The following is a 13,505-nucleotide window of genomic DNA, read 5'->3' as shown; positions in this document are numbered from 1 at the left end:
CGTCGCTGGGAATTGAAGATTGACACCACAACCGGCCAGAGGGCGGGTTTATCAATATTGTCGCTGGGAATTGAAGATTGACACCAGAACCCGCCCCTACATCATGGTTTATTATCAATTAATTTTTAGCGACTAGAAGGGGGTAAAGACCTAAAAATACCTCTACCTGTGGGTATTCTGCCATTACCTGGAGTTACTCTAGAATCAATTCCGTTACCAGGAGATAGACCGCCATTCAAGTCTCCCCGACTCCTATTGACGTTGTTTTGTATGGTCTGTAGGGAATCAGATCCCATGTTAATGGTTTCTACGCTATCACCACCACTACTCTCTAAGGGGTTAGCAACACCCCCTAAAGCATCCCCAAGAAAAGTGTTAGTAAACCCAGGGTCTTGGGTTTCCTCAAAAAAGGGAGCCCTGAGCCGCCGTTGAGCGATCGCATTTTCTTGTATAGTTCCATTAGAGGCGATCGCTATGCCATCAGAACCGACCCCAGCCGTAATAGTCACAATTGGTAGGAGCCACAATAGTCTCGAAAAATTAGCCATCATCTCAAATCCTCCTCAAATTATCAAATTAGCAGCTATGCCTTGAGATTAGATCCCAGACCTCCAATTTTCTGCTAAACTCCCGAAAGTGCAATTATAACCATCACATCAATTTAGCTTAACTAACTTAATATCGTTTGCTCCAAACTACAACCATGAAATCAACCTTGGTCAAAAAAACCAGTTTCCTCATTGCCTTATTTTTGGTCAGCCTAATTGCTGTCATACAAATTCCAGCGATCGCACTCCCGCCAGCTTTTCGGACACCACCGACCCCCTCCGACTTACCCCTACTTCCCCCAGAAATTCTTGATGAACCCCTACCCCTAGAGCCGCCACAGCCCACCATTGCACCTCCTCCCGCACCAGTTATCGAGGAAACCATCACGCCTCCTCCCGCACCAGTTATTGAGGAAACCATTACACCCCCACCAGTTCCTGATATACCTCCACCAGTTCCCGAACCGCCGATCGCCCCCCCACCCATTCCCCAAATTCCCAAAACCGAAATTCGCGGCGTTTGGATGACCACCAATGATACAGATGTGTTAATGAATCAGCCTAGACTCGAAGAAGCAGTCAGCAAACTCGCCCGATTCAATTTTAACACAATTTATCCAGTGGTTTGGAACTCTGGCTATGTCACCTATAAAAGTTCTGTAGTTAAAGAAGCAGGAATTCAGCCTTTTGTCCGCCGAGGTTTCCAAGGACAAGATATGCTCGCTGATTTAATTGAACGCGCTCATCGTCATAACTTATTAGTGCTTCCTTGGTTTGAGTTCGGTTTTATGGCTCCCCCCACTTCCGAGTTAGCTTTAAAACATCCCAACTGGCTCACTCAACAGCAAAATGGAACTAAAACTTCCATGAGCGCCGCCGGGGAAGTGGTTTGGTTAAATCCCTTTCACCCAGAAGTCCAGAAGTTTATGACTGATTTAATTGTAGAGGTCGTTACAGACTACGATATTGATGGCGTACAGTTTGACGACCATACCAGTTTACCTAGTGCATTTGGATATGACCCTTATACCATTTCTCTTTATCAAAGAGAGACTAATCGCACCCCACCTAGTAACCCCCAAGACCCCGCCTGGGTGCGTTGGCGTGCTAATAAAATCACCGCTTTTATGAGACAATTGCACCGCGCTATTAAAGCCAAAAAACCTCATAGCATTATTTCCGTTAGTCCCAACCCTTATCATATCGCCTATAACGGTCATTTACAGGATTGGGTTACTTGGGTTAGAGATGGTCTTGTTGATGAGTTGGTCGTGCAGGTTTATCGGGATGAATTGGACTTTTTTATTACTGAGTTGAACCGCCCGGAAATGAAAGCCGCACAAAACAAGATTTCTACCGGCGTTGGTATTCTCACCGGTTTGAGAACTAGACCAGTTCCTATCAATTTCATCCAGTCCAAGGTTCGCGCCGCCCGCGATCGCCAATTCGGTGTCGCTTTCTTTTTCTATGAAAGTCTCTGGGACCACGCCGCCGAACCCCTCGCAGAACGACAGCATAGTTTTGAGTCTATGTTTCCTCAACCTGCTATTCGCGCCTCTATTCGCTAACCGACTTCAATTCTGGGTTGGTTGGGGATATGCACAAAATGTCGTTTTTGTCAAGAGGTCGATTTTTGGCCGTCCCTTACTTACCCAAAACTCGTGATTCGTGAATTATATTTTTTAGCCAGAAAATATTTGTATGGGCGCTATAATAAGGGTTTCAGCGCCTTTTTTTGCGTATAGACACAGTAATCCCTTGGGTGCGATTTATTCTAGGATACCAGAACCCCTATGATTTCGTCAACCTTTTGCGAGCTATTTTCAATAAAAACTTATTAATTCTTAATGTCGTTCGGAACATCAAAATTATCTGGCTGGAAGTATTAGCAAAACTTAACTTTTTGAGCCAATAATAGGGGGGAGGCGATCGCCTATAGGTGTCTGTGATGTGGTATAGATATTAAGGTTTGGTCAGTTAATGATATGAGACTGAATAAAATCGAGGATAGTAGTTAATCCTTGCTTTTCCTTGAGATTAGTAAAGACAAAAGGTTTATTTCCGCGCATCTTTTTAGTATCTCTTTCCATGACGGTTAAATCCGCCCCCACAAAGGGAGCTAAATCAATCTTATTAATCACCAATAAATCCGACTTAGTAATTCCCGGTCCACCTTTGCGGGGGATTTTATCACCCGCCGCCACATCAATAACATAGAGAGTTAAATCGACCAATTCCGGGCTAAAAGTCGCCGCCAAATTATCGCCACCACTCTCTAAAAACACCACATCCAAATTAGGAAAAGTAGACTCCAACTCTTGAATAGCACTAAGATTAATCGAAGCATCCTCACGGATAGCGGTATGGGGACAGCCTCCCGTTTCCACGCCGATAATTCTCTCGGCTTCTAAGGCTTGCGATCGCATCAGAAACTGAGCATCTTCTTGGGTGTAAATATCATTAGTAACCACAGCCATTTGAAAGCGATCGCGCAAGGCTTTACACAGTGCATCAAGTAAAGCCGTCTTACCCGACCCCACAGGTCCAGCAATTCCCACTCGAAAAGGACTCATTAAATTCCCCTGATTATAGATAACTTAAAACTCGATACCCGGTTGAGCCTTAACCCCTTGTTCCCGGAAAGGATGCTTAACCAAAGTCATCTCCGTAACCAGATCCGCCCGTTCTATCAAACTAGGGGGAGCCCCACGACCCGTCAAAATCACATGGGAGTCGTGAGGTTTCTTGTCCAAACCCTCCAAAACCGTTTCTACAGTGAGATATCCCAATTTTATCGCAATATTAATTTCATCTAAAAGGACTAACTTAATCTCAGGATTTTCAATTAAAGATAGACTAAGTTTCCAGGCTTCATGAACCCTTTGGATATCGCGATCGCGGTCTTGAGTTTCCCAGGTAAAACCTTCCCCCAAAGCATGAAACTGTAATTGTTCCGGCCAGAGACTGAAAACCGCCTTTTCTGCTGGTTCCCATGCGCCCTTGATGTACTGGACGATCGCCACCTTATAGCCATGACCAAGCGATCGTAAAACCATCCCCAAAGCAGCCGTAGTTTTACCCTTCCCATTGCCAGTATTGACAATAATCAAACCCTTTTCCACCTGTCTATCAGCTACCCGCTGGTCTTGAATTTCCTTGCGGCGCTGCATTTTTTGGCGGTGTTGTTCCGCCGTCAAACCCGTAGTTTCCATAGCGATCGCATCACTGAGTAAGATATGATTAACTCTAGCATAGAGGCGGCTAAAGCTGCTATAGAGTATTGACAGGAAAACCCATAAATCCCCATGGTGAGATTGTATGTTATCAGCCCAAGCCGCAGAAGCAATTATTTTAGAACAAGTAGCCCCACCCCACCAACAACATATAGAACTCGTCAAATTATCCGAGGCTACCGGACGCATTCTCGCCGCCCCGATTACCAGTGAATTAGACTTCCCCCACTGGGATAACTCCGCCATGGACGGTTATGCTGTCCGTTATGCTGATGTCGCCCACAGTAGCGCCGAACATCCTGTTACCTTGGAAGTCATAGAAGAAATACCCGCCGGATATTGTCCCCAAAAAACCATCGCCCCCGGACAAGCCGCGCGCATTTTTACCGGAGCCTGTTTACCTCCTGGGGCTGATACCATTGTAATTCAGGAAGATACCCAACCTGATGGCGATCGCATCAAAATCCTAACCACCCCCCAACTGAGAGCCTTTGTGCGTCATCAGGGGTCCTATAGTCGCGCCGGAGACCCTCTGCTACCTCCGGGAATTAGCTTAGGAGTTGCAGAAATCGCAGTTTTAGCCGCCGCCAAATGTGTGTCGGTCCCAGTTTATGCTAAACTCAAGGTAGCATTGATATCAACCGGGAATGAATTAATCCCCCCAGAGCATCCCATAGCCCCAGGAAAGCTAGTAGACTCTAATCAGTATGCTTTAGCTAGTTGGGTGATGCAAATGGGCGCAGAACCCCTTATTTTAGGGATTATTCCCGATGAACCCCAAGCCCTCAAAACTGCGATCGCCAAAGCCCTACTCACCGCTGATATAGTATTATCAACCGGGGGAGTGTCCGTCGGGGATTATGATTATGTTGGTCAAATTCTCGCTGACCTTGGGGGGGAAATTCTGGTCAACTCAGTAGCCGTCAAACCCGGAAAACCCCTCACCTTCGCGACCTTTCCCAATTGTTTGTATTTTGGTTTACCCGGAAACCCCGTGTCAGCCTTAGTCACCTGCTGGCGGTTTGTCCAACCGGCTTTGAAAAAACGAAGCGGACTCGCGGGTGAGTTTTGGGGACCAGAGTGGTGGCCAGTGCGATCGTCAACCGAATTGCGATCGGGGGGTAAGCGAGAAACCTACCTTTGGGGAAATCTGCGATCGGTCAATGGCGAAACCCAATTTATCCTCGCCCCAGGAAGTCAAAACTCTGGAAACCTGATTAACCTCGCCCAAACCAACGCCCTCGCTATGCTTCCAGTCGGTCAGACCTGCACTCAAGCCGGGGAATTTGTCCAAATTCTCAAAGTCCGTTGAGATTTTCGGTCTGCTTGGTTTCACAGGACCCCCCTTACATCTCTCATTGAACGGGGAAGTATCAACACTAATCGCCAATATTATATTGACTATAGTTTCCGCCGTCATCCTTAACTGTTAAACTGTTAGCCCAGCCTAGGCTTGGTTAACTGTTGACTAATCTGCTATTATAACATTCCTGTGAACAATAATGCGCGTTCTAATTGTTGAAGACGATCCTATGATGCAACTAGGGTTAGAGCAAGTCTTATCAGACTGTCCAGATATTACCCTAGTTGGTATTGCTGAAGATGGTTATTTAGGCGTAGAAGCCGCCAAAGAGAAAAAACCTGATATTGTGATTATGGATATCGGGTTACCTCGCCTTGATGGCATTGCAGCTACCAAACAGATTAAAGAAATCCTACCAGAAATCAGAGTCGTGATGCTCACTTCCCACACAGCAGAGACGGAGGTACTTGCTTCCCTTTCTAGTGGCGCTGATGCTTATTGTGTTAAGGGAGCTAGTGTTGATAGTTTGATTGTAGCAATACAGGCAGCCTATGAAGGTGCAACCTATCTAGATCCTCAAGTTGCTCGTGTGGTCATGGAACACCTCAAGCCACCCACACCCCAAACCAACTTGGGTACCTTATCCCCCCGCGAGTTAGAGGTGCTTAAACTTATGGTAGAAGGTAAGAGTAACCCAGAAATTGCTGAGGCTCTTTATTTAAGTCCTAACACTATTAAAACTCATGTTCGGGGGATTATGAATAAATTAGCCGTTGATGACCGGGTAATGGTTGCTGTAGTCGCTTTGCGATCGGGTTTAGTATGATTTCAATCGCGACGACAACGCCGCGACCTACTTTCAGACCTGAGAATAGGGTATTGGGGGAATTATCCCCCAATCCTTGATTAATCGACAAGGGGACCAGCGGCGGTTACTTCCTCTGGTACATTCACATATTTACTGAAGTTGTCCACAAACAACTTAGCCAATTGTTTCGCTTGTTTTTCATACTCTTGGGAATCAGACCAGGTTTTCACCGGATCAAGAATTTCGGTCGGAACTCCTGGTACAGCATCAGGAACCCAAATCTTGAAGATCGGATGCTCATGGAATTTCACATTATCCAAGTCTCCATTCACCGCCGCCGACACTAAGGCGCGAGTGTATTTGATGGGAACACGACTGCCAACTCCATAAACACCACCAGACCAGCCAGTATTCACCAAATATACATTGGTTTCTGGGTGATCCGCAAGGCGTTTACCTAGCAAAGTAGCATAAATCGCCGCTTCTAAGGGTAGGAAACATTTACCAAACCCAGCCGAGAAAGTCGCTTCTGGTTCTTTGATACCCCGTTCGGTTCCCGCTACCTTGCTGGTGTAACCAGACATAAAGTGATACATCGCTTGTTCGCGGGTCAGTTTAGAGATGGGGGGTAGAACTCCGAAAGCATCTACAGCCAAAAATAGAATGGTTTTGGGATGACCACTAACACTAGGAATAACCGCATTGGGAATGTAGTCAATGGGATAGGCAACCCGGGTATTTTCTGTTAAACTACCATCATTGTAGTCGGGAATCCGAGTGTAGCGATCGAGCACTACATTTTCCATCATTGAACCAAACCGGATCGCATCCCAAATTTGGGGCTCATTTTCTCGCGACAAGGCGATAGTTTTCGCATAGCAACCACCTTCAAAGTTGAAGATACCATCTTCTGACCAGCCGTGTTCATCATCCCCAATTAGATAGCGGTCTGGATCAGCAGAAAGGGTGGTTTTTCCGGTTCCTGATAGACCAAAAAATAAGGCAGTATTACCAGCGTCATCTACATTGGCTGCACAGTGCATGGGTAGCACATCAGCTTTGGTCATAAAGTAATTCATCAGGGAGAAAACTGATTTTTTGATTTCTCCGGCGTACTTGGAACCACCAATAATTACTAGCCGTTTGGACAGGTGAAGTACAATAAAGGCTTCACTATTGATGCCATCATCTTCGGGATCGCCGTGGAGTCCAGGAACTGCAATTACTGTAAAGTCAGAATTGTGGGTTTGTAGTTCTTCGTCTGTCGGACGAATAAACAGTTGGTGAACAAACAGGTTTTGAGATGCCAGCTCGTTGATGATCCGCACACCAAAACGACGCTGGGGATCTGCTCCGACAAAGCCATCAAAGATATATAAATCGCGACCTTGGATGTACGAACGTACCCGCCGACATAGGCGATCGAAGTTTTCTTCAGGAATGGGGACGTTCATTTTACTCCAGTGGATTTCGTCCCGACTATTCGCTTCTTCAACAATGAATTTATCGTGAGGAGAACGACCTGTATATTTACCAGTTTTTACGCAAAGGGAACCATTGGAAGCTAAGACACCTTCCCCCCTAGCTACTGCGTGTTCAATCAGAATAGGAACTGGTAGATTATGATAGACATGACCTAAATTTTTTAAGCCTAGGTTTTCTAGTCCATAGGTGAGATCACCCTGTAGACGACGTTCGACATATTTTCCGGTGTTAGCTACTGGGAAGTCTTGTCCTTGGTCCGATAATCTTTTATTGATTAGGCTGGGAATTGAAATGTTTTGATAATCACTACGATCTACTGTATTTACGCTATCCATAGTTGATAACCTCTAGTGGTTTTGAAGTGAAGTATTTACGGGCAACTATTTTTGAAGTGGTTGGGGAACATTAATTAAGTAACCTACAACTCTGACCCCAACAACTGTGGCTCTAATAACAACCCCCTACACCGAACTTAGCCTGTGAATATATAGATTATGTACACTCAGCTAGAAGTTGATCCTCAATGGAAAGTTTGAGCTTGAAGTTCGGAAACGATATTTTCGATTTTGGTGTTGATTCTCAATGCCCGCTCTCATCTGCATGAAGGTAGTTGTGCTTGGCAATGTTTTTGGTTGGATCTACCTCCACCTTAAAAAAATCATACACCGATCGCCCTAATTCTGAAGTGAAATTTTTGGAAGCGCTAATTGTACTTTTATTGCATTTGTTTAAGTTATAATTCTGAATGCAGATTTTGCATCATAGAGCACCGAAATTTCCTCAATCATAGTTTATGTTCCCTAGCTTTGGGAAGGGGTAATTCTAAAGAAAAGATAAATTTCTGTGGCGATCGCTGCGGAGTGCAGGCAAAAATCATGACAGAATAAGGGAAACCTGAAGGTTTATAGTAAGAACAGAGATCATGTACGAAAAAATTACCCCCCCCGATACAGGCGAGAAAATCACCTTCTCTGACGGAGAACCCATTGTTCCCGATAACCCAATTATTCCCTTCATTCGGGGCGACGGCACGGGTGTAGACCTCTGGCCAGCGACAGAACGAGTGATTGACGCAGCAGTGGCCAAAGCCTACGGCGGCGATCGCCAGATCAGTTGGTTTAAAATTTACGCTGGGGACGAAGCCTGCGAACAATACGGCACTTATCAATATTTACCGGAAGACACGCTGACGGCAATCCGAGAATATGGTGTGGCTATCAAAGGCCCCCTAACCACCCCCATAGGCGGCGGCATCAGATCCCTGAACGTGGCGCTACGGCAAATTAATGACCTATATACCTGCGTCCGTCCCTGTCGCTACTATCCTGGTACTCCCTCCCCCCACAAACACCCGGAACAACTCGATGTGATCATCTATCGGGAAAACACAGAAGACATATACTTAGGGATTGAATGGCGCGAGGGTACGGAAATCGCCCAAAAACTCATCGACACCCTCAACAATGAGCTAATTCCGGCTACCCCGGAACATGGCAAAAAACAGATCCGCCTAGACTCGGGTATCGGTATTAAACCGATCAGTAAAACTGGTTCCCAACGGCTAGTCCGTCGCGCCATTAAACACGCCCTGCGCCTCCCCAAAAATAAGCAAATGGTGACTCTGGTGCATAAGGGCAATATCATGAAATACACGGAGGGGGCTTTCCGAGACTGGGGTTATGAACTAGCAACTACGGAGTTTCGCGAAGAATGTATCACTGAACGAGAATCATGGATCCTCGGCAACAAAGAACATAAACCCGACATCTCCCTGGAAGATAACGCGCGCCAGGTAGAACCGGGTTTTGATGCGCTGACCCCAGAAAAACGCCAAGAAATCTGCGATGAGGTGAAGGGGGTTCTGGAGGCGCTATGGGAAAGTCACGGTAATGGTAAATGGAAAGATAAAATTATGGTCAACGATCGCATCGCTGACAGCATCTTCCAACAAATCCAAACCCGTCCTAGCGAATACTCTATCCTGGCTACGATGAACCTTAACGGAGACTACCTATCGGACGCAGCCGCCGCTATGGTAGGAGGGTTGGGTATGGGACCAGGTGCGAACATTGGTGACACCTGCGCGGTATTTGAAGCTACCCACGGTACAGCACCTAAACACGCTGGACTCGATCGCGTTAACCCCGGTTCGTTAATCCTATCGGGAGTGATGATGTTAGAATACATGGGCTGGCAAGAGGCGGCGGACCTGATTAAAAAAGGTCTGGGGGCGGCGATTTCTAACCGTGAGGTAACTTATGATCTGGCCCGACTCATGGAACCTCCGGCTGAACCCCTCAAGTGTTCAGAATTCGCCGAAGCTATCATTCGCCACTTCTAACCTATAGCAATGGGCGATCGCCTATTAACCAGAAAATAGGCAACAAGCCATCTGCTAACATAAAATGGAAATCCCTCTACCCCTTCCCTGAGCTTGTCGCCGGGAGCAGAGGGTGGGGTAGAGGGTCAGATGATCACATAGATCTATTTTTTAGCCCCAATTTTTCCAATTTTTACTCTGAGCAGGATTCAAAGCTAATGGCCAGCAAAACCGAGACCTCCGAAAAGCAGAAAGCCCTAAATTCAGTCCTTAACCAAATCGAAAAGAGTTTTGGTAAGGGGTCTATTGTCCGCCTAGGAGACTCCGCCCGCATGAAGGTGGAAACTATCTCCAGTGGCGCACTCACGTTGGATTTAGCCCTAGGTGGTGGTTTGCCCAGGGGAAGGGTGATTGAAATTTATGGCCCGGAAAGTTCCGGTAAAACTACCCTGGCGCTTCATGCGATCGCCGAAATCCAAAAAACTGGCGGAATAGCAGCTTTTGTGGACGCTGAACACGCCCTCGACCCTACCTATGCAGCCGCCCTGGGAGTAGATATTGAAAACCTCCTAGTTTCCCAACCTGACACCGGGGAAATGGCTTTAGAAATAGTAGATCAATTGGTGCGATCGGTAGCGGTTGATATTGTAGTGGTAGACTCGGTAGCTGCTTTAGTTCCCCGTGCTGAAATTGAAGGGGATATGGGGGATTCTCACATGGGACTACAAGCCCGGTTAATGAGTCAAGCCCTACGGAAAATTACCGGAAATATCGGTAAATCTGGCTGTACAGTTATTTTCCTGAATCAGTTACGCCAAAAAATTGGTATTGTCTACGGCAACCCAGAAACTACCACCGGGGGGAATGCCCTTAAATTCTACGCCTCGGTCCGTCTTGATATCCGCCGCACCCAAACCCTGAAAAAAGGCTCGGACGAGTATGGCATTCGCGCTAAAGTTAAGGTGGCTAAAAATAAGGTCGCGCCACCCTTCCGAATCGCTGAATTTGATATTATTTTCGGCCAGGGAATCTCAACTATCGGTTGTTTGATTGACCTCGCAGAAGAAACCGGAGTGATTAAACGTAAGGGCGCTTGGTATAGCTACAACAACGAGAATATCGGTCAAGGACGCGATCGCACCATCACCTATATGCAGGAAAACCCAGCATTTACCGAAGAAATTGATAAACGAGTCCGTGCCGCTTTAGCAGGGGGTGCAGTTGTATCAGCCACCTCTGTTGTTAAACTTGATGATAATCCTGACACAGATGATCATGATGTCGAAGACATTGACGAGAATACTGATGAGGAATAAATCATTAATTTAGTTAAATCAAGTCCCCTTTAACCAGTGGAAAAAGGCAATTAATTGCCTCCCCTGAAGTCCGGCACTCCCCACCCCTGTCTCCCACTATAGTCAGGGGGAGGAGTTCATTAGTTCCTGAGAAAACTCAATAATTCCCGATTAACCAGTTGGGGGACTTCCTGTTGCATCCAATGTCCGCAGTCCGAAACCAATTGTAGTCGAAAAGGTGCAGTAATCAATTTATCTAAACCTTCAACCAGTTTCTGACTCAGAAATGAATCATCTTCTCCCCATAGTACCAATGTGGGTACATTGATTTCCGTGGGACGCATCCAACTGGAAAATAAGCCCGGTGGTTGCAGGAGTTGACGATAGTAATTAATCGCCGATCGCAATACTCCCGGCTTTTCTAACGCCGCCTGATAAATTTCCGTTTCTTCGGCACTAAAAGCCCCCTTGCGGATGGCGTGTTCTCGCAGAAAACCACGGATAAACTCTTTCAAGTTTTGCTGAATTAGCCATTCAGGAACCCCCGGAACTTGAAAAGCCAACACAAACCAACTGCGACGAATTTGATCAAAATTGCCCATAAGTTCCTGAACAAACCTATGGGGAGGCGGTGCGTTTAAAATAGCCAAACGGTTAACTGATTCTGGAAATTTTTGGGCTAAATTCCAGGCGATCGCCCCCCCACAATCATGACCAACAATGTGGGCTTTTGCATATCCCAAGCGCTGAATCAATCCTCGGATATCTTGGCTAAGGGTATCGAGATCATAACCACTTTCCGGTTTATCTGAGTCATTGTAACCCCGCAAATCAGGCACAACCACCTTAAAATAACGAGAAAGCGCCGGAATTTGATAACGCCAAGCATACCAAAACTCAGGAAAACCATGTAACAAAACAACCAATTCACCTTGTCCTTGGGTTACAGAATGAAGGTGAATGTTATTCGTTTCAACATATAGGTGTTCCCACCCAGACTGCAAACCTGTCATATACTGCCACAAAAAACTACCCCAAACCACATCGATTCTTAGAGAACTAGCAGCAGCTTGGGATTGCCAAAGAGCTTGAACATCATGCTCTGGTAGGGGTCGATAATGAAGTCACCTCCATCACCTCCCCTTCAAAACCGTGCCGGCGAGTTTCCCTGCACACGGCTCCTGATGTGGATACCCTTTTTTGTTATAGGAACAGAGTTACTACCCCCCGCTTTCGTACTTCAATGTTCTGAGCTTTATGCAGCACGTAGTCTTTCAACTCGCTCTCGCCATTATACTCCTACTAATCGCAGTATCTATATCCACACCCTGCTGACCTGTGGGCATATCCCAACCATTACAGTTGGGCATTGGCTTATGGTCACATCCTTCACCCTCTAAGCATACGCTTAAATTTTTCACTACTACTACGAGTGCAACTCGCAATAGAGCATTAGAGGGGTTAAAACGTTCCGTCTCGACGGGCATTCCATCTTTAGATTTGTCCTCAGAACCGGGGTACTTTTAAAGGTCTATGTAGGTGATGACATAAATACCCTACTTTTCCCCTTGTTCTTTTGAACGCAGCGTTTCAACCTATTTCGCTACTCCGTATTAACGATGATTCAAGCCGGACATTCGGTTTCCCTAATCATGGATGGTTGGCAGTGGTCGAGTAGGAGGTAGGTTCCGACCTACGCCTTCCGTTCCCCGCTTCTATCCTGGAGTTATGATTTCCAAAACTGGGGGTGGCTATCGCCGTTACTCTCTACTCCCTGATTTCTCAGTTCGTTTATGACCTTGAGTTCCCTGCCTTGCTTAGTTACCTAAGCGTCGGGACATATAATCAGTTATGAGGATGCTCAGGAGAGGTCTCCTTATATCCAGATTCGGAGCTGGAATCCTCACCGGGCAGTTATTTCGGGCATTTCAGCCCTATTTCATACCCGAACGTCTCGCACCTGCGTCCAACACATAATAACTACTATGCTTAATACATAGATAGATTCGTGCTATTGCATCTTGGGCTGACCGTCCGGGACGGAACCCATAGCTTGTGCCTTCAAATCTCGATTCCCATTCAGGTTCGAGCGCTGATTTAACCAAGGCTTGCCTAGCTCTGTCTTGGATTGTGGGAATTCCTATTCCAGCTTTTTTCATCCCTCCCAGGTTTTGCAATCCACACCCGTGTAGGGTGCGTTACATTGAGAGACTTGGCAGAGAAACGAAAAACTTTCTGGTAACGCACCATGTAGGGTTTTGCTTTGAGATTTCCCTTAATATTCTCAGCTAAGATTAACCTTTGTTTTGGCGATATTACTATCATTCTATCGACACCGGCTGTCTTTTTGCCTTGACCCGCTTGGGGGGCGGGTTCATTAAGCTGACTGTTGGGAAGCATGGCTGACCGTGGAACCCGCCCCTACAGCCGCACTGCTAAGAGTCGGGCATAATATGACTTCACCAATAGACGTTGCAACCTTCGTGCCTTTGCGTCTTGTCCCGATTTAGCTG

General features: G+C 46.4%; 13 protein-coding genes. 5 read left to right on the top strand and 8 right to left on the bottom strand.

Annotated elements, in window-relative coordinates:
- Positions 1-125: 125 nt before the first annotated feature.
- Complete coding sequence (locus P5674_RS19655; RefSeq protein ID WP_035736653.1) at positions 126-551, bottom strand: hypothetical protein; 426 nt, start codon at positions 549-551, stop codon at positions 126-128.
- A gap of 152 nt (positions 552-703) precedes the next feature.
- On the opposite strand from P5674_RS19655, the gene P5674_RS19650 reads away from it, so the two are divergent.
- The gene (locus P5674_RS19650; RefSeq protein ID WP_006617849.1) at positions 704-2,116 is read left to right on the top strand and encodes a family 10 glycosylhydrolase; all 1,413 of its coding nucleotides are present in this window, start codon (positions 704-706) and stop codon (positions 2,114-2,116) included.
- Positions 2,117-2,521: 405 nt separating this feature from the next.
- On the opposite strand, the gene ureG is transcribed toward P5674_RS19650, so the two are convergent.
- Positions 2,522-3,121, bottom strand: coding sequence for an urease accessory protein UreG (ureG, locus tag P5674_RS19645; RefSeq protein ID WP_006617848.1), 600 nt, complete (start codon positions 3,119-3,121; stop codon positions 2,522-2,524).
- A 24-nt stretch (positions 3,122-3,145) separates the two neighbouring features.
- Positions 3,146-3,760, bottom strand: a complete 615-nt coding sequence (cobO, locus tag P5674_RS19640; RefSeq protein ID WP_006617847.1) for a cob(I)yrinic acid a,c-diamide adenosyltransferase — start codon at positions 3,758-3,760, stop codon at positions 3,146-3,148.
- 106 nt (positions 3,761-3,866) lie between these two features.
- Here cobO and P5674_RS19635 point away from each other — a divergent pair, with 106 nt between their 5' ends.
- Positions 3,867-5,093, top strand: a complete 1,227-nt coding sequence (locus P5674_RS19635) for a molybdopterin molybdotransferase MoeA (RefSeq protein WP_006617846.1) — start codon at positions 3,867-3,869, stop codon at positions 5,091-5,093.
- A 190-nt stretch (positions 5,094-5,283) separates the two neighbouring features.
- A complete protein-coding gene (locus tag P5674_RS19630; protein WP_006617845.1) occupies positions 5,284-5,910 on the top strand; it encodes a response regulator in 627 nt (208 codons plus the stop codon).
- An 80-nt stretch (positions 5,911-5,990) separates the two neighbouring features.
- Here P5674_RS19630 and pckA read toward each other — a convergent pair whose 3' ends face one another.
- The gene (gene pckA / locus P5674_RS19625) at positions 5,991-7,712 is read right to left on the bottom strand and encodes a phosphoenolpyruvate carboxykinase (ATP) (RefSeq protein ID WP_006617844.1); all 1,722 of its coding nucleotides are present in this window, start codon (positions 7,710-7,712) and stop codon (positions 5,991-5,993) included.
- A 587-nt stretch (positions 7,713-8,299) separates the two neighbouring features.
- Between pckA and P5674_RS19620 the strand changes: the two genes are divergently transcribed.
- Together P5674_RS19620 and recA are read left to right on the top strand one after the other, a co-directional pair.
- Positions 8,300-9,718 (top strand): NADP-dependent isocitrate dehydrogenase, encoded by a 1,419-nt coding sequence (locus P5674_RS19620; RefSeq protein ID WP_046321032.1) that lies wholly within the window; start codon positions 8,300-8,302, stop codon positions 9,716-9,718.
- 197 nt (positions 9,719-9,915) lie between these two features.
- Positions 9,916-11,013 carry a recombinase RecA gene (recA, locus tag P5674_RS19615; protein WP_315670216.1) on the top strand — a complete coding sequence of 366 codons (1,098 nt, stop codon included), beginning with the start codon at positions 9,916-9,918 and terminating at the stop codon, positions 11,011-11,013.
- A gap of 119 nt (positions 11,014-11,132) precedes the next feature.
- Here the strand turns inward: recA and P5674_RS19610 are convergent, their stop codons facing one another.
- The 4 genes from P5674_RS19610 to P5674_RS19595 form a co-directional block, all read right to left on the bottom strand.
- Positions 11,133-12,005 (bottom strand): alpha/beta fold hydrolase, encoded by an 873-nt coding sequence (locus tag P5674_RS19610; protein ID WP_006617841.1) that lies wholly within the window; start codon positions 12,003-12,005, stop codon positions 11,133-11,135.
- A 921-nt stretch (positions 12,006-12,926) separates the two neighbouring features.
- Positions 12,927-13,151, bottom strand: coding sequence for a hypothetical protein (locus P5674_RS19605; protein ID WP_014275740.1), 225 nt, complete (start codon positions 13,149-13,151; stop codon positions 12,927-12,929).
- Complete coding sequence (locus tag P5674_RS19600) at positions 13,105-13,392, bottom strand: hypothetical protein (protein ID WP_315642931.1); 288 nt, start codon at positions 13,390-13,392, stop codon at positions 13,105-13,107. Before P5674_RS19600 ends, P5674_RS19605 begins: the two co-directional genes overlap by 47 nt.
- A gap of 21 nt (positions 13,393-13,413) precedes the next feature.
- Positions 13,414-13,470 (bottom strand): hypothetical protein, encoded by a 57-nt coding sequence (locus tag P5674_RS19595; RefSeq protein WP_315642932.1) that lies wholly within the window; start codon positions 13,468-13,470, stop codon positions 13,414-13,416.
- Positions 13,471-13,505: the final 35 nt, after the last annotated feature.

The sequence above is a fragment of the Limnospira sp. PMC 289.06 genome (assembly GCF_032350395.1).
In the GTDB taxonomy this organism is placed as follows: Bacteria; Cyanobacteriota; Cyanobacteriia; order Cyanobacteriales; family Microcoleaceae; genus Limnospira; species Limnospira platensis.
This window is presented reverse-complemented; position numbering and strand designations above follow the sequence as displayed.